Raw genomic sequence first — 15,594 nt, forward strand, 5'->3', positions numbered from 1 at the left:
AGACCAGACCATGAGCGACCCCGAGGACACCGCACGAGTTCCCGGCACCGGGACCGAGGCGGTGCTCGACCGAAGCGGTCTGGAAGCGCTCGTGCGGGTCCTGAAGCGCCGCGGCCGCACGGTGATCGGCCCGACCCTGCGTGACGGGGCCATCGTTCTCGACGAGCTGGATTCCGCCGCCGAGCTGCCCTACGGGTGGGGGGTGGAACTGGAGGCCGGCCGGTACCGGGTCCGCCGACGCGACGACGGGGCCGCCTTCGCGCACAGTGCGGGGCCCCAGTCGTGGAAGTCGTTCCTGCACCCCGAGCGGGTCAGGCAGTGGTCTGCGGATCGCCAGCCGGGCGGCGAACTGTCCGTGCGCGAGGAGAGGCCCGAGAGTATCCCGTACGCGTTCCTCGGCGTACGGCCCTGCGATCTGCGCGCCATCCGGATCCTGGACCGGGTGATGTCCGGCGGCCGGTACCGGGATCCCACCTACCTGTCCCGGCGGACGGGCGCCTTCCTGATCGCGGTCGAGTGCACCGAGCCGGGTGCCACGTGCTTCTGCGTCTCGATGGGCACGGGACCGGCCGTGGACGCCGGGTACGACCTCGCCCTCACCGAGGTCGTGGACGACGCCGGCCACCGCTTCCTGTGCCGCAGCGGCACCGAGGAGGGAGCCGCGGTCCTCGCGGAGCTCCCGTGCCATCTCGCCGACGACGCCACCCGTGCCGCCGCCGCCCATGGGGTACGCGAGGCCGCCGAGCGCATGGGCCGGTCCATGCCACCGGTGGACCTGCGCACGCTGATGCGGGACACACTGGAGGCGGACCGCTGGGACGATGTCACGGCCCGCTGCCTGAGCTGCGGCAACTGCACCATGGTCTGCCCGACCTGCTTCTGCACCACCACGGAGGACGTGACCGACCTGACCGGCGACCACGCCGAGCGGTGGCGCCTCTGGGACTCCTGCTACGACCTGGATTTCTCGCTCCTGCACAGTGGCCCGGTCAGGGCCACCCCTCGCAGCCGCTACCGCCAGTGGCTCACCCACAAGCTGGGTACCTGGCACGACCAGTTCGACAGCTCCGGCTGCGTCGGCTGCGGCCGCTGCATCGTCTGGTGTCCCACCGGCATCGACCTCACCGAGGAAGCCCACGCCCTGAACGAGGAGGCCGCGCGGCAGGAGAAGGCCCCATGACCGCGGATCCGGCCGGGTCCGGAGGCGAGGGCCTGCTCGCCGGTCTTCCCCCGCAGGAGCGCGAGCAGCTGATGGGCCTGGCCCGTGACATCGCCCTGCCGGGGACCAGGCGGATCTTCGAGGAGGGCGGGGAGGCGGACCGCTTCTGGATCATCCGGTCGGGGACGGTCTCGCTCGATGTCCAGGTGCCCGGCCGGGGCCGCGCGGTCGTCGAGACCATCGGTGCGGGCGGCCTGCTCGGCTGGTCGTGGTTGTGCCCTCCCCGGCAGTGGCACCTCGGCGCCGAGACCCGGGAGCCCATCCGTGCCTGGGAGTTCGACGCCGCCGCCGTGCGTGCGGTGTGCGCCGAACGGCCCGCCCTGGGTCTGGTCCTGGTCACTCTGGTCGCCGGGACGATCGGAGAACGGCTCAGGGCCTCCCGCACCCGGCTGCTCGATCTGTACGGATCACAGGAGAGCGGGCCCACGCCATGACGGCGGCGCCCCTTCCCTACCGGGTGCTGGACCGGCGGCAGGAGACGACACGGTCACGATCCTGCTGGAGCCGGCCGGAGAACCCCTGGCCCCCTTCGCACCGGGCCGGTTCGCGATGGTGTACGCGTTCGGCGTCGGAGAGATCCCCGTATCCGTGTCGCGGATCTCCGGCGGGCGGGTACCGGCCCACACGGTACGGGCCGTCGGCGCCATCTCGCGGGCGCTGTGTGCGTTGGCGCCCGGTGCGCAGGTCGGGGTACGCGGCCCGTTCGGTACCGGATGGGACACGGCGGCCGCGCGCGGCCACGACGTGCTGGTCATCGCCGGTGGCATCGGACTCGCACCACTGCGGCCCCTGATCCACACCGTGCTCGACGAGCCGGCCGCGTACGGGCGGCTCAACGTCCTCGCCGGTGCCCGGACACCCGGCGACCTGCTGTACGCGGACGAGTTCCCTGGCTGGTGCCGGCCGTTCGCGGCGGTCACCGTGGACCGGCCCTCGGCCGACTGGACGGGCCGGGTCGGAGTCGTCACCGCGCTGATCGTCGAAGCCCGGTTCACCCCGGCGGACACGACCGCGTTCGTCTGCGGCCCCGAGGTCATGATCCGGGCCACGGCGCGTGCCCTGGTCGGTCTGGGCGTGCACCCGGCCCGCATCCAGGTCTCCCTCGAACGCAACATGCGCTGCGCCACCGGACACTGCGGACACTGCCAGCTCGGCCCCCTGCTGCTGTGCCGCGACGGCCCGGTCATCGGCTACGACCAGGCCGAGCCCCTGCTCACCGTCCGGGAGCTGTGAATGAACGCGCCCGACACACCGCAACGGTCCGCCCGCCCCCGGCTGGGCGTCTTCAAGTTCGCCTCGTGCGACGGCTGCCAGCTCACGCTCCTCGACTGCGAGGACGAGCTCCTCGGCCTCGCCGACGCCCTGGAGATCGCCCATTTCGGGGAAGCCTCCAGCGACGCCGCGCCCGGTCCGTTCGACCTCGCGCTCGTCGAAGGGTCGGTCAGCACGCCCGAGCACGTGGACCGCGTCCGCCGCATCCGCGCCGATTCCCGCCACCTCGTCACCATCGGAGCCTGCGCGACCGCCGGAGGCGTCAAGGCGCTGCGCAACTACGCCGACGTCGAGGAGTAGCTGGCGACCGTCTACGCCCGCCCCGACTACATCGCGACCCTCGCCACCTCCACACCCGTATCCGCCCGCGTACCCGTCGACTTCGAACTGCGCGGATGCCCCATCGACCGCGGTCAGCTCCTGGAGGTCATCACCGCCTTCCTCGCCGGACGCAAGCCCGGCATCCCGAACCACAGCGTCTGCTTCGCCTGCAAGCGACGCGGCAACGTCTGCGTCACCGTCGCCCACGGCACGCCCTGCCTCGGCCCCGTCACCCACGCGGGCTGCGGAGCCCTGTGCCCGACCTACGGGCGCGGCTGCTACGGCTGCTTCGGACCCGCCGGCACCACGAACCTTCCCGCGCTCATCCCTCTGCTGCAGCGCGACGGAATGGACGAGGAGGACGTCGGCAGGTTCCTGCACACCTTCAACGTCACGGCCTTCACCGCCGTCGAGGAACAAGGGCCCGGCGTGACGGACACGAACGGATCCGGATGAACGAGCCCGCGCCCCGCTCCCGAAGCCTGCGCATCCCCGCCCTGACCCGCGTCGAGGGCGAGACCGCGCTCCGCCTGCGGATCCACGACGGCACCGTCGTCGAGACGCACCTCGCGATCTACGAGGCCCCCCGCTTCTTCGAGGCCTTCCTCCGCGGCAGGGCCCATACCGAGCCCCCCCCCGACCTCACCTCACGCATCTGCGGCATCTGCCCCGTCGCCTACCAGATGAGCGCCTGCCGGGCCATCGAGGACGCGTGCGGCGTCACCGTCGACGGACAGCTGGCCGCCCTGCGCCGCCTGCTGTACTGCGGTGAGTGGATCGAGAGCCAGACCCTGCACATCCACCTGCTGCACGCCCCCGACTTCCTCGGCCACGACGACGTGATCGGGCTGTCCCGCTCCCACCGGCAGCACGTCGAACGCGGGCTGCGCCTGAAGCAGACCGGCAACGCGCTGGTCGAACTGCTCGGCGGCCGCGCCATCCACCCCGTCAACATCCGTCTCGGCGGCTTCCACCGCACCCCGACCCGCACCGAACTCCGTCCGATGGCGGAGCGGCTGCGCACCGCACTCGACGACGCGTGGGACACGGTGCGCTGGGTCGCCGGCTTCGACTTCCCCGACGCCGAGTGCGACGCCGACCTGTTCGCCCTCACCGAAGCCGGTACCTACGCCATCGAGTCCGGTGTCCCCACCGTGCTCCCGTACGGCGAGCCCCTCGTAGGCCCCTTCGAGGTCGAGAGCGCACTGATGGAACATCCGGCCGTGGCGGAAGCGGGCGTGATCGGCCGCCCGGACCCGGTCGTGGGGGCCGTCGTCAAGGCCTTCGTGTCGCTGCGCCCCGGGTGCGAACCGGAGGCCGGGCTGAAGCGCGAACTGCTGGCGTTCGCCCGGCAGCGGCTGGGGCCCGCGGTGGCCCCGCGGGAGATCGAGTTCGACCAGAACCTTCCGAGAACCCGCAGCGGCAAGGTGATGCGCCGTCTGCTGCGGGCCCGTGAACTCGGTCTGCCCGAGGGCGATCTGTCGACCCTGGAAGGTCCCGTCTGAGACGTGCGAGGAAGGGAACACCATGACCACCACGACCAAGCGAACTCCCGGCCCGAAACATCCCGGCGGCCGGCGTCGGCCAACCGAACCGCGGGCAGGCGCGCGTCCCGGCCCCGACCACCAGTGGGAAGCGCTGCGGCAGATGCTGCTGATCCGCCGGTTCGAGGAACGCTGCGTCGAGCTCTACAGCGGGGCGAAGATCCGCGGCTTCGTCCACCTGTACATAGGCGAGGAGGCCGTCGCGGTCGGCGTCGGCCGGGCCCTGCACGAGGAGGACGCCGTGGTCTCCACGTACCGCGAGCACGGCCACGCCCTCGTCCGGGGCGTGCCGGTCGATGCCGTGATGGCCGAGATGTTCGGCAGGGCCACCGGGTGCAGCCGCGGGCGCGGCGGCTCGATGCACCTGTTCGACGCGGGACGGCGGTTCTACGGCGGCAACGCGATCGTGGCCGGCGGACTGCCCCTGGCCGCCGGTCTGGCCCTCGCCGACCGGATGCGGGGCGCCGAACGGGTGACGTGCTGCTTCTTCGGCGACGGGGCCTACGCGGAGGGCGAGTTCCACGAAACGGCCAACCTTGCCGCCTTGTGGCAGCTGCCCCTGCTGCTGGTCTGCGAGAACAACCTGTATGCCATGGGGACCAGTCTGGCGCGGGAACACGCGCAAACGAACCTCGCGATGCGTGCCGCGTCGTACGGTATGCCCGCCTGGACGGTGGACGGCATGGACGTGCTGGCCGTCGAGTCGGCCGCACGACGGGCGGCCGACTCCGTCCGGGCCGGCGGCGGCCCGATCTTCCTGGAGGCGCGGACGTACCGCTTCCGGGCCCACTCGATGTACGACCCGGACCGCTACCGGAACAAGGAGGAGGTAGAGCGGTGGAAGGCACGTGACCCGCTGGCCGCCCTGGAGGAACGGCTGCGTGCCGAGGGAATCCTGGACGACCGGGCGAGAAAACGGCTGGAGGAGGAGGTGACCGCGGAGATCGACGCGTCCGTTCGCGCCGCCGAGGCCGCCCCTTGTGAACCGGTCGCGGACCTGCTGCGGTTCGTGACGAGCGATTCCGGGAGCACGAGATGAACACGCGTCGGTCCACCGCGGACTCCGCGACCGCCGGGCAGTTGATGACGGCTCCACCAGTGACCGTGCCCCCGGGCGCCACCATCGCCGGCGCGGCCCGTCTGATGGCGAAAGGACACTTCAAGCGGCAGCGGCCGATGCCGTCATCTACCGGGATCGCGCCCCGTGGCACGTTGCCAGGTGCGGTAGGCGGCGACGGCGGTCGACAGGGTCGGGTAGATCCGTTCCGGGCCCACCGAAGCCGTCAGGCCGTACGCGTCGAGGGGGACACGCAAGTCCTGCTTGACGCGGGCGAGGGCGAAAGTGATGCCTCGTCGGGCGAGTGCGGCACGCAGGGCTTCCACGGCGTCGAGGGCGGTGATGTCGACCTCGACGTTGGCCTCGGTGTTCAGGACGAACCAGCACACCGGCTCGTCCTGGGTATCGACGGCGATCAGTGCCCGGCGGCGGAAGTCCTCCGCATTGGCGAAGAAGAGCGGTGAGTCGTACCGGTAGACGAGCAGACCGGGGATGGTTCGGGCTGCCGGGTAGTCGTCCACGTCGTGCATGCCGGCCAGACCCGCGACCGTGCCGAGTACCGCGTCGTGTGGGCGAGCGACCCTGGCGAGCAGTTCGATGACGGAGAGGGCCACCGCGACAACGACGCCGTAGAGGATGCCGAGGGCGAGGACGCCGAGTGTGCAGCCGAGGGCGAGCAGGAGTTCGCGTCGACGGAAGGCCGCGAGGCGGCGGAACTCGCCCACCTCTACGAGGCGCACGGCGGCGTAGACGACGATGGCGCCGAGGACGGAGGCCGGGGTGCTGGCGAGCAGCGGACCGAGGAAGAGCAGGACAGCGGCGACGCAGACGGCGCCGACGAGGGAGTACGCCTGGGTACGGCCGCCCGCCGAATCGGCGAGAGCGGTACGGCTGGCGCTGCTGCTGACGGGAAAGCCGTGCAGGACTCCGGCGCCCAGGTTGGCCGATCCCAGAGCCAGCAACTCGCGGTTGGCGTCCAACGGCCGGGGGTCGTCCGGCCGGGCGAAAGCGCGTGCGGTCAGGACGACGTCGGAGTATCCGACGAGAAACACGCCGACAGCCGGCAGGACCAGGTGGGCGTAGTCCGACGGCGCGGGCAGGGCGACCCCGGGCAGCCCGGTCGGGACGGCACCGATGACATCAATGCCGTAGCGGCCGTCCAGGTCGAAGGCCGCCACTGCGGCCGTGGCGAGCACGAGGACGACCAGCGGGGCGGGCAGCGGCCGCCACAGCAGAGGCAGGGTGAACAACAGGGCAAGACAGCCTGCGGACACGACCACCGTGGGCGGGTGCGCATCAGGCAGATGACGCAGGAACGCGAACAGCTGGGCGAAGAAGCCCCCACCGCTGCTGGTGGTCGCGACGAGCCGCGGTAGCTGATCCACCATCATGATGAGGGCGACCCCGGCCAGGTAACCGACAAGGACGGGTCTGGACAGGAGGTCGGCGAGAAGGCCGAGCCGGACGGCCCACGCGACCAGACACAGCAGCCCGACCACCAGAGCCAGAGCGGCTGCGAGTGCCGCGTACCGCGCGGGGTCACCCGCCGCCAGCGGGCCGACAGCCACGGCGGTCATGAGGGCGGTGGTCGACTCCGGGCCGACGGACAGCAGCCGGGAGGATCCGATGAGTGCGTAGAGGATCAGGCCTGGGAGAGCGGCCCACAAACCGGCGACAGGTGGCAGGCCGGCTACTCCTGCGTAGGCCATGACCTGGGGAACGAGGTAGGCGGCGACCGTGATGCCGGCGAGGACGTCGCCGTTGAACCAGTGTGTTCGGTAACCGCGGAAGGCGGGAGGCAGCAGGGCGGTCCGGTCATGCCTCGGCACAGCACCTCCGGAACTCGCTCCTGACATCTGCCGCACCATGGTGCCGTGCGGAGACGTAGTTGGAGGTCAGACGCGCGAGCGGGCAGGCGCTGCCAAGCGTCTGCCCGGGGCCTGGATCCGGTGACCGTTCCCGGTCTGATCCGGCCGGCACCTGATGCCGGCGCATCGGCCCAGGGGTTCAGGAGCCGCGCGTAGCGGTTCAGCTCGGTTGGGTCGGTGACGGCGTCGGCGTAGCCGGTGGCGACGGCACTCCAGCCCAGACGGGTGCCGGGGTCGATGGCAGCGGCCCCGGCCGCGGCGAAGGCGCCGCAACGGCTCGGGGCACCCTCCGTTCAGCCGGCGAGCCCGGGAGCCGGACCCGTGGCGGTGCTCTCATGTGGCCCTTGGGCCCGGGGCGTTGCCGCGCAGCACCGCGAGCCGGCGCTGATATTCCTCGTCGTCGATCTCACCTCTGGCGAATCGCTCCGCCAACAGGTTCTCGACGCCCTCGGAGGGGGAAGCGCCAGGCTTCGAGGCTGCTGGGCCGTCCGTGTCGTGTCTCAAGGCCCGGACCACCAGCACGATCGCTGCCAGGAGCAGGGCCCAGACGATCAGCGTGGTGAAGGACATGGCGAACCATCCCCAGGCACCCATGCCATGACCGTTCCAGTACATCTCACACCTGCCTGGGTCAGCGGGAACGGCGGCCGGACAGGCCGCCTGCCTTCCAGAGTCTCTGTTTCCGGCGATCCTCGCATGGGCCGTTCGGTCCCGGCAGGGGCCCACAGGGCCCATCCCCGAATCGGGCCCGCTCCACCAGGACGCGCAGCGGCGGTGACCGTGCGGCAGACCGGTTCTGGACCGTCCGGTCTGACGTCGTGAGCCGGGATGTCCATATCCCCGGCCGACGCTCCGCCTTCATCGCGTGCCTCGGCACCGGTGAGCTGGTCGGCTGCTCTCGGCCGTACGCGCCCCTCCCAGCGGCAGCGGCCTGTGACCGAGCGTGTCAGATACGGCCGTCTCCGCCGAGGATGGCGGTCACGGCGGGGGTGGGGAGAGGGGCACCCGCCATTCGAGACGGGCGCCCGGCTCATCCGACGCGCACGGGCCGACCCGCAGGGTTCCGCCGAGCCTTTCGGCGCGTTCGGCGAGATTGCGCAACCCGCTGCGACGGCCGCCCTCGGACACCCCGACGCCGTTGTCCGTCACGGTGACGGTGAGGGTGCCGTCCTCAGCGACGATCGAGGCCTCCGCACGGGTGGCCCCTGCGTGCCTGGCGACATTGGTCAGAGCCTCTGCGAGTACGGCGAGGGCATCGTCGGCCACGGCAGGTGGTACGTCGGTGTCGATCAGACCTTCCATGCGCAGGGCCGGAGCGAAGCCGAGGCCCGCCGTGGCTTCGTCCAGGGTCTGGACGGCACGGGAGCGCAGCTGCGAGCCCGTCGCGGGGGCGTCGTGCTCGCGGAGTCCGAAAATCGTCGACCGAATGATCTTGATGGTGGCGTCCAGATCGTCCACGGCGCGGGCCAGTCGCTCGGACGCCTGGGGGTGGTCGACGAACCGCTGGGCACTCTGGAGGGTCATTCCGGTGGCGAAGAGGCGCTGGATGGCCAGGTCGTGGAGGTCACGGGCGATGCGGTCGTGGTCCTCCAGCATGCTCATCTGCTCGGCGTCGCGGCGCCGGTCGGCCAGTTCGAGGGCGAGAGCAGCCTGGCCGGCGAATCCTGGCAGGGCGGCGACCTCGGCGGTCGCGAACACCGGGCGGCCGTGCAGCCTGGCCAGGATCAGAACACCGCTGAGCCTCTCCTTGGTGCTCACGGTGACGGCGACGGCCGGGCCGAATCCCGTCCATCGCTCCCGCTGCACGGTGACCCGTACGTCGCTCTGCACGTCCGGGACGGTGATCAGACCGTCGTGCGCGAGGGCGGCTTCGGCCAGGGTGCCGCTGGTACTCGGCAAGACGATGCCCCGGTGGGCTTCGGCACCGCGCCCCGAGGCGATCGAGCCGCGCAGCTCCCCGCCGGAGCCGAGGAGGTAGAAGACACCCATGTCGGCGCTGGTGATGTCCTTGGCTCGCTCCAGCATCCCGGTGAGGACCTCGTCCTCGCAGGCGCCGGAGAGGAGGGAGCTGGTGACGTCCGAGCTGGCCTCCAGCCATCGCTCGCGCAGGCGGACCTCCTCGAAGAGGCGGGCGTTCTCGATGGCGATGCCGGCGGCGACTGCGAGCGTGGACAGGACCGCCTCGTCCTCGGCGTCGAACTCGGCGCCGCCGCGCTTCTCGGTGAGGTAGAGATTGCCGAAGACGTCATTGCGCACGCGGATGGGGACCCCGAGGAAGGAGTGCATCGGCGGATGGTGGGCCGGGAAGCCGTAGGACGCGGAGTGCTCGGACAGTTCGGACAGCCGCAGGGGTTCCGGGTGCCGGATCAGTTCACCGAGGATCCCGTGGCCGGACGGCAGGTCGCCGATCTGCGCACGGAGGTCGTCCGAGATACCGACGGGCAGGAACTCGGCCAGCTTGCGGTCGTCGCCGATCACGCCGAGGGCGCCGTATTGCGCGTCCACGAGGACGACGGCGGCCTCGACGATGCCACGCAGGACCTGGGGCAGGTCCAGTTCGCGGCCTACCGACATGACCGCTTCGAGCAGGCCGGTCAGCCGGTCCCGCGTGCCCCTGACCTCGTCGATCCGTACCTGGAGCTCGGCCAGCAGTTCGTCCAGCCGCAGCCGGGGCACGCCGCCCTGGGGGGGCCGGCCGTCCGCGCTCATGTCCCACCTCCGGCCGCCGGAACGTGGGGCCACTTCCTCCACGGTAGTACGGCCGCGGTCGCGTTACCGCTCCGACTGGGTGCTATTGCTCCGTGCGGCGGACATTCGCTCCGCGTGCAGGTGCCGGACGTGAGCGTCCGGGCCGGGGAAGAACACGCTGGTGCGGCCGGTGTCGGACCAGCGCACGTCGTAGGGCGGGGTGCCGTCGTCGTGGTGCAAGGCGATGACTTCTCCGTCCCGGCCCGGTGTTCCGACGGTGGGGCCGCCCACGACGATCTGGTCGCCCACCTCCGCGTGGACCCCGTGTCCGGGCACGTATGCCTTCATGATCTTGCCCTTCTGTGGAATGCGCCCCGCAGGAGCCGGGCAGCGATGAATGCCGCAAAGGCGGCCGCCGTGGCCAGCGCCATGCCGGCCCAGCCCACGGGCTCGGTGTCCAGCAGCGACTGCAGAGCCGGCACGTGCAGGGCGGCCATCGCGAGAAGGGCGGAGGCCGCCACGGAGGCGGGGAGGAAGATGTTCTGCGTGGTGAACAACCGGGCCCGCAGACCCAGGGCCACGCCCAGCTGGGCCGCGAGCAGAGCCACGAAGAGCACGCTCTGCCAGGGCAGATCCATCGCACGCGCGGCAACGCCTGCGGCCAGGCTGAACGCTGTCACAGCCGCGGCGAGGACGAGGAGGCGCTGCCACACACCCGCGGCCAGGATGTGCTGTCCAGGAGGGCGGGGCGGGCGGTGCATGGCCTGCGGATTGACGGGTTCGGCGCCCATGGCCACACCTGTCAGACCGTGGGTGAGGAGGTTGATCCACAGGATCTGGCCGGCCCGCAGCGGCAGGGACAGGCCGAGGAGCGGGCCCGCCAGCATCACCAGGATCTCGGCGGTTCCGCCGGCCATGGCGTAGACGAGGAAGCGGCGGATGTTGTCATAGACGCGGCGGCCCTCCTCGACGGCCGTGACCACGGTGGAGAGCTCATCATCGGTGAGCACCAGGTCCGCTGCCTGGCGGGCCACTTCCGTGCCGCGGGCGCCCATGGCCACGCCGATGTCGGCCTGGCGGAGCGCCGGACCGTCGTTGACGCCGTCCCCGGTCATGGCCGTGACCGCACCGCGGGCACGCCAGGCGTGGACGATGTCCAGTTTCTGCTGCGGGTCGGTCCGGGCGAAGACGCGGACTTCGGTCAGGTCGGTGTCCGGGGCCGCGGCCAGCTCAGGGCCGGTGAGGACCTCATCAGCGGTTCCGTCCTCGACGAGGCCGGTGCGTACGGCGATGGCGTGGGCGGTGGCCGGGTGGTCGCCGGTGATCAGGACGGGGGTGATGCCCGCGGCGCGGCAGGCCTCCAGGGTCGCGGCGGCCGCCGCCTTCGGGGGGTCGCTGATGGCCACGAGGCCGAGCAGGCCCAGGCCCTGCTCGGCCTCGTGGGCCGGCCGGTCCCACACGAGACGCTCGGCGCCCGCCAGGGCCAGGACACGGAACCCGTGCGCGGCGAGATCGGCCGCGTGGCGACGGGCCTGGTCCAGGAGGCCCTGGGGCTCGGCGAGCACCGTGGGCGTCAGGACCGCCTCCGGTGCCCCCTTGAGGCACACCAGGACGTTCCCGTCGGGAAGATGGTGCAGGGTGGTCATCCGCTTGCGCAGGCTGTCGAAGGGCGCCTCCGCGATCCGGGGGCAGGCCTGGCGCAGTGCGGCCTGGTCCGGGCAGCCCGCCTTGGCGGCGGCCGCCAGCAGCGCGGCCTCCATGGGATCGCCCACGGCCGTCCAGGCGTCGGAGCCCTTGCTCGGTGGTCGCAGACTCGCGTCGTTGCACAGGGCCGCCGCCGTGAGCAGCTCCTGCAGCGGTCGGAGCTCCTCGGGTGTCAGGGGACGTCCGGCGCGGGTCAGATCTCCCTGCGGCTCGTAGCCGCTGCCGGACACGTCCGCGGCGCCCGAGGGGGCCCACACCTGCTGAACGACCATGCGCCCTTCGGTGAGGGTGCCTGTCTTGTCCGTGGCGAGCACGCTCACCGAGCCCAGGGTCTCGACCGCCGGGAGGCGTCGGACGAGTGCGTTGCGGGCGGCCATCCGGCGTGCCCCGAGGGCCAGGGCGAGGGTGACCACCGCCGGCAGGGACTCCGGCACCGCCGCGACGGCGAGGCTGATGGCGGTGACCGCCATCGTGCTCAGTGTGAGGCCGCGTGCCAGGCCCAGGGCGAAGAACAGGACGCACAGGGCGATGGTGACGGCTGCCAGGATGCGTCCCAGGGAGGCGAGACGGCGCTGGAGCGGGGTGGGGTCTCGGCCGGTGTCGAGGAGCGCCGCGATCCGGCCGAGGGCGCTCGCGGCGCCGGTGGCGGTCACTGTGGCCGCCCCTCGGCCCCGCACGATGACTGTGCCGGCACTGATCGTGTCGTTCACTGCCTTGTTCACCGGTTCGGATTCGCCCGTGAGCATCGACTCGTCCGCCAGGAGCACGGATGCCTCGGTGAGGTCGGCGTCCGCGGCGACGATGTCCCCCTCCCCCAGCAGCAGGGTGTCACCCGGCACCACGACCGCTGCCGACACCTCATGCGGGGTGCCGTCGCGCAACACCCTGGCGTGCGGGGCCGAGAGGGCGGAGAGCGCGGCGACGGCGCGGTCCGCCCGGACCTCCTGCGCCACTCCCACGGTGGTGTTGAAGACGACCACCAGGCCGATGACGACGGCGTCCGGGTGGTCCCCGATCGCGATGGTCAGCAGCATCGCTCCCAGGAGCACCATGATCAGCGGGTCACGCAGCTGCGCCAGGACCCGCTGGTGGAGAGGCGTGGGCGGCGGCGGCGCCACCTCGTTGCGGCCGTACCGGGCCAGCCGGCGTCCGGCTTCGGCCTGCGTGAGCCCGGGCCCCGCCGGGGAGCCCACAGGCGGCCTGTCGGTCGTCCGGCTGCTCATGGCGGCCTTCATTCCGTGGGTACGGTGATCACCGGGCAGTGAGCGCGGTGCAGGAGGCCGTGGACGACGGATCCGATCCGCATGCCACTGTATCCGCCGCGGCCGCGGCGGCCCACGACGACGGACAGGGCGTGCTCGGCCGCGCGCGCCAGCTCCTCCACCGGGTGTCCGGTCAGGATCTCGTGGGTGACGTGCACGTCCGGGTACTTTTCCGACAGTCCGGCGGTGGCCTCGGAGAGCAGGGTGCGCTGCGCCCGCAGAGCCACCTCCTCGTCGTTCGGCATGAACACCGGCTGCTGCCACACGCAGACGGCCCGGAGCGCGGCTCCGCGCAGATCGGCCTCGTCGAAGGCGAAGGCCAGCGCGGCCGTCGCGGACGCGCTGCCGTCGACGCCCACGACGACGTAGGGCGGCTGCTGGCTGATGTGCTCCGCTTCGCCCACGACCACGACCGGGCAGCGGGCCTGGGCGCTGACGGGGACCACGATGGATCCGGCGCTGAAGAACTCCGCGGTGCGGCTCAGGTGGCGGGAGCCGAGCACGACCAGGCGGGCTTCCTTGGCCACGCTGCCCAGGGCGGGGGCGGGGAACCCGGCCAGCAGATCGCCGGTGACGTCGACCTCGGGGTGGCGGTCGCGTACCCAGTTGCCGGCCTGCTGGAGCCTGTCGGCCGCCGCCTGTCGCAGCGCCGTGTGGCCCGGGGTGCCGTCGACGTGGTGGGTGTCGTGCTGGGGCGGCACCGCGAGCACCAGGCGCATGGGGAGCCGTCGGCGTTGCGCCTCGTCGGCGGCCCAGGCCAGGGGCAGGTGCCAGTCCCTGGCCGGGTCGATCCCGACGACGATGTCGCGACCCCGGCGGCCGGTCATGACCGGCTCCCGAAGTCGCTGCCCATCCGCGGGATGAGGAGGACGGGGCAGTGCGCGTGGTGCAGGACCCTGTGGGTGGCCCTGCCCAGGTTGCGGCCGATCCCGAGGGAGTCGGGGACCCGGCGGCCGCCCATGACGAGCAGGTCGGCGTGCCGGGAGGCCTCCACCAGGATGCCGGCGACGGACATGCTCTTCTCGGCGTCGGAGCACACCTCGAGGTCGGGAAATTCGCCGCGGACCGCGTCCGTGACCGCCTGCAGGGCCTCTTCGTGCTTACGGGCGATCTCGCTGAGGCCGTCGAGCATACTGACCACTTCGCCGACCGACTGCATCACGTTCCACACGTGCAGGAGGCGGAGCCTTCCCTTGCGCAGTTCGGCTTCGCGCGCGGCGTACCGGGCGTAGAGGAGGTCGTGCTCGTCATGGATGGCGGCGAGAACCGTGCCGGTCTCCTGCGCTCGCGGGATGCCGCGGACGACGATGACGGGGGTCATGGCGGCGGCCGCGACGTCCAGGCCGACCGAGCCGAGCATGAGGGAGTCGAATCCGCCCAGGCCACGGCTGCCCACCACGATCGTGCCGTGCAGGGCGCCGGCCCGGTGGAGGCTGCTCACGGCGTCCGCCCGGCTGAATTCCGTGCTCACGCGCAGGCCGGGGTACTCGTCCGACATGGCCTTCGCCGTGTCGTCCAGGAGCTGTCGGCCGTTGGCGCGGACCCGTTCGATGGTCTCCGCCGACACGTACAGGGCCCTGCCGTCGGTGTCGGCCCCGTAGACGATGTGCAGGGGACGGTCACGGCGCACGGCCTCCCCGGCCGCCCACAAGGCGGCGGTCCGAGCCGCGTCCGAGCCGTCCACGCCTACGACCACCGAGCTGGTGTCCGGGGTGCGGAATGTGCTTTCCACGGTTCCTCCCAACCGAGAATCCGATGAGGACACCCCTCACGCTGGCACCCGCAACGCCCGGAGGAGAGGGCCGCCCGGGACCGTGATCGGGACCAAAGGTCCCCATCGCCCCGGTGCGCCACGGTCCGCGAGGTCTCCCAGGGCCCGTACGGTCCCCGGACGGGACCGTTCGGCCCTCGCTCGGCGGCAGCCCCCGGCGGACGGTGGGGACACACCCGACGCGGACCGAGACCTCGCGTGGAACGGCGGAGGAGGAGGACGGCATGAAGCACATCAGCGTGGCCGACCTGATGACCGACGAGGTCGTCTCGGTAGTGCCTGACACCGCGTTCAAGGATGTCGCGAAGCTCCTCGCCCAGTACGGCGTCTCCGGGCTTCCCGTTCTGGACGACGAGGACCGCGTGGTGGGTGTCGTCTCGCAGACGGACGTCCTGGCCCGGACCGTGCCGGCCCCCCACCCGGCGCAACGGAGCACCACACCGGCAAGGCCGCTCACCGCGGGCGACGTGATGTCCGCGCCCGCGGTGACCATCCAGGCCGAAGAGACAGCCGCGGACGCCGCACGGCTGTTGACGCGCCGGGGCATAGAGCGGCTGCCCGTCGTGGACGAGGAGGACCGGCTGGTCGGCATCGTCACCCGCAGGGATCTGCTGCGCCTGTTCGTCCGCCCCGACTCCGAAATACGCCGACGGGTGACCGACGAGGTGCTCACGGAGGTGCTCGGTGTGCCCCGTGGCGACGTCGATGTCCACGTGGTGGACGGCATCGTCACCCTGGACGGCCGCGTCGAGCTCCGGAGCCAGCTCCCCGCACTCGTCAGCCTGGTCGAGCAACTCGACGGGGTCGTCGCCGTGGCATCGCACGTCACGGCCCGAACCGACGACGCCCCGGCCGCTCACGCCGGCCGCCACGCTCTCCCCTGGTAGC

At 71.9% G+C, this 15,594-nt stretch carries 11 protein-coding genes and 4 pseudogenes; 8 read left to right on the top strand and 7 right to left on the bottom strand.

What is annotated here, in order from left to right; genetic code table 11:
• Positions 1 to 10 precede the first annotated feature (10 nt).
• From ACIQZO_RS08950 to pdhA, 7 genes and pseudogenes are all read left to right on the top strand, one after another.
• Positions 11 to 1,180: a 4Fe-4S dicluster domain-containing protein gene (locus ACIQZO_RS08950; RefSeq protein ID WP_403622312.1), complete on the top strand. Its 1,170-nt coding sequence runs from the start codon at positions 11 to 13 to the stop codon at positions 1,178 to 1,180.
• On the top strand, positions 1,177 to 1,653 hold the full coding sequence (locus tag ACIQZO_RS08955; protein WP_403622315.1) for a cyclic nucleotide-binding domain-containing protein: 477 nt from the start codon (positions 1,177 to 1,179) through the stop codon (positions 1,651 to 1,653). The genes ACIQZO_RS08950 and ACIQZO_RS08955 overlap by 4 nt, the downstream gene beginning before the upstream one ends.
• Positions 1,650 to 2,452: pseudogene (locus ACIQZO_RS08960) on the top strand (FAD/NAD(P)-binding protein). Before ACIQZO_RS08955 ends, ACIQZO_RS08960 begins: the two are co-directional and overlap by 4 nt.
• Positions 2,453 to 3,268 (top strand): annotated as a pseudogene (locus ACIQZO_RS08965) (oxidoreductase).
• A pseudogene (locus ACIQZO_RS08970) lies at positions 3,265 to 3,975 on the top strand (nickel-dependent hydrogenase large subunit); the annotation flags it as partial. The pseudogenes ACIQZO_RS08965 and ACIQZO_RS08970, both read left to right, overlap by 4 nt.
• A 12-nt stretch (positions 3,976 to 3,987) precedes the next feature.
• Positions 3,988 to 4,317: pseudogene (locus ACIQZO_RS08975) on the top strand (acetate--CoA ligase); the annotation flags it as partial.
• A gap of 22 nt (positions 4,318 to 4,339) precedes the next feature.
• Positions 4,340 to 5,395, top strand: coding sequence for a pyruvate dehydrogenase (acetyl-transferring) E1 component subunit alpha (gene pdhA, locus ACIQZO_RS08980; protein ID WP_403622318.1), 1,056 nt, complete (start codon positions 4,340 to 4,342; stop codon positions 5,393 to 5,395).
• Positions 5,396 to 5,538: 143 nt separating this feature from the next.
• Here pdhA and ACIQZO_RS08985 read toward each other — a convergent pair whose 3' ends face one another.
• The 7 genes from ACIQZO_RS08985 to ACIQZO_RS09015 form a co-directional block, all read right to left on the bottom strand.
• A complete protein-coding gene (locus tag ACIQZO_RS08985) occupies positions 5,539 to 7,269 on the bottom strand; it encodes a SulP family inorganic anion transporter (RefSeq protein ID WP_403622321.1) in 1,731 nt (576 codons plus the stop codon).
• A gap of 345 nt (positions 7,270 to 7,614) precedes the next feature.
• Positions 7,615 to 7,875, bottom strand: coding sequence for an SHOCT domain-containing protein (locus tag ACIQZO_RS08990; protein WP_403622324.1), 261 nt, complete (start codon positions 7,873 to 7,875; stop codon positions 7,615 to 7,617).
• Between the two features lie 384 nt (positions 7,876 to 8,259).
• The gene (locus tag ACIQZO_RS08995; RefSeq protein WP_403622327.1) at positions 8,260 to 9,990 is read right to left on the bottom strand and encodes a GAF domain-containing protein; all 1,731 of its coding nucleotides are present in this window, start codon (positions 9,988 to 9,990) and stop codon (positions 8,260 to 8,262) included.
• A 63-nt stretch (positions 9,991 to 10,053) separates the two neighbouring features.
• Positions 10,054 to 10,317, bottom strand: coding sequence for a DUF1918 domain-containing protein (locus tag ACIQZO_RS09000; RefSeq protein ID WP_403622330.1), 264 nt, complete (start codon positions 10,315 to 10,317; stop codon positions 10,054 to 10,056).
• Entirely contained in the window at positions 10,314 to 12,896 is a 2,583-nt protein-coding gene (locus ACIQZO_RS09005) for a cation-translocating P-type ATPase (protein ID WP_403622333.1), read from the bottom strand. The genes ACIQZO_RS09000 and ACIQZO_RS09005 overlap by 4 nt, the downstream gene beginning before the upstream one ends.
• 8 nt (positions 12,897 to 12,904) lie before the next feature.
• Positions 12,905 to 13,762: a universal stress protein gene (locus ACIQZO_RS09010; RefSeq protein WP_403622336.1), complete on the bottom strand. Its 858-nt coding sequence runs from the start codon at positions 13,760 to 13,762 to the stop codon at positions 12,905 to 12,907.
• The gene (locus tag ACIQZO_RS09015) at positions 13,759 to 14,667 is read right to left on the bottom strand and encodes a universal stress protein (RefSeq protein ID WP_403622339.1); all 909 of its coding nucleotides are present in this window, start codon (positions 14,665 to 14,667) and stop codon (positions 13,759 to 13,761) included. The genes ACIQZO_RS09010 and ACIQZO_RS09015 overlap by 4 nt, the downstream gene beginning before the upstream one ends.
• A 263-nt stretch (positions 14,668 to 14,930) precedes the next feature.
• Between ACIQZO_RS09015 and ACIQZO_RS09020 the strand changes: the two genes are divergently transcribed.
• On the top strand, positions 14,931 to 15,593 hold the full coding sequence (locus ACIQZO_RS09020; RefSeq protein ID WP_403622342.1) for a CBS domain-containing protein: 663 nt from the start codon (positions 14,931 to 14,933) through the stop codon (positions 15,591 to 15,593).
• Position 15,594: the final 1 nt, after the last annotated feature.

Source organism: Streptomyces sp. NPDC097617, assembly GCF_044761485.1.
GTDB lineage: Bacteria > Actinomycetota > Actinomycetes > Streptomycetales > Streptomycetaceae > Streptomyces.

Coding starts and splice junctions, on each gene's coding strand:
- ACIQZO_RS08950 (WP_403622312.1), top strand. CDS start 11: ATGAGCGACCCCGAGGACACCGCACGAGTTCCCGGCACCGGGACCGAG.
- ACIQZO_RS08955 (WP_403622315.1), top strand. CDS start 1,177: ATGACCGCGGATCCGGCCGGGTCCGGAGGCGAGGGCCTGCTCGCCGGT.
- pdhA (WP_403622318.1), top strand. CDS start 4,340: ATGACCACCACGACCAAGCGAACTCCCGGCCCGAAACATCCCGGCGGC.
- ACIQZO_RS08985 (WP_403622321.1), bottom strand. CDS start 7,269: ATGTCAGGAGCGAGTTCCGGAGGTGCTGTGCCGAGGCATGACCGGACC.
- ACIQZO_RS08990 (WP_403622324.1), bottom strand. CDS start 7,875: ATGGGTGCCTGGGGATGGTTCGCCATGTCCTTCACCACGCTGATCGTC.
- ACIQZO_RS08995 (WP_403622327.1), bottom strand. CDS start 9,990: ATGAGCGCGGACGGCCGGCCCCCCCAGGGCGGCGTGCCCCGGCTGCGG.
- ACIQZO_RS09000 (WP_403622330.1), bottom strand. CDS start 10,317: ATGAAGGCATACGTGCCCGGACACGGGGTCCACGCGGAGGTGGGCGAC.
- ACIQZO_RS09005 (WP_403622333.1), bottom strand. CDS start 12,896: ATGAGCAGCCGGACGACCGACAGGCCGCCTGTGGGCTCCCCGGCGGGG.
- ACIQZO_RS09010 (WP_403622336.1), bottom strand. CDS start 13,762: ATGACCGGCCGCCGGGGTCGCGACATCGTCGTCGGGATCGACCCGGCC.
- ACIQZO_RS09020 (WP_403622342.1), top strand. CDS start 14,931: ATGAAGCACATCAGCGTGGCCGACCTGATGACCGACGAGGTCGTCTCG.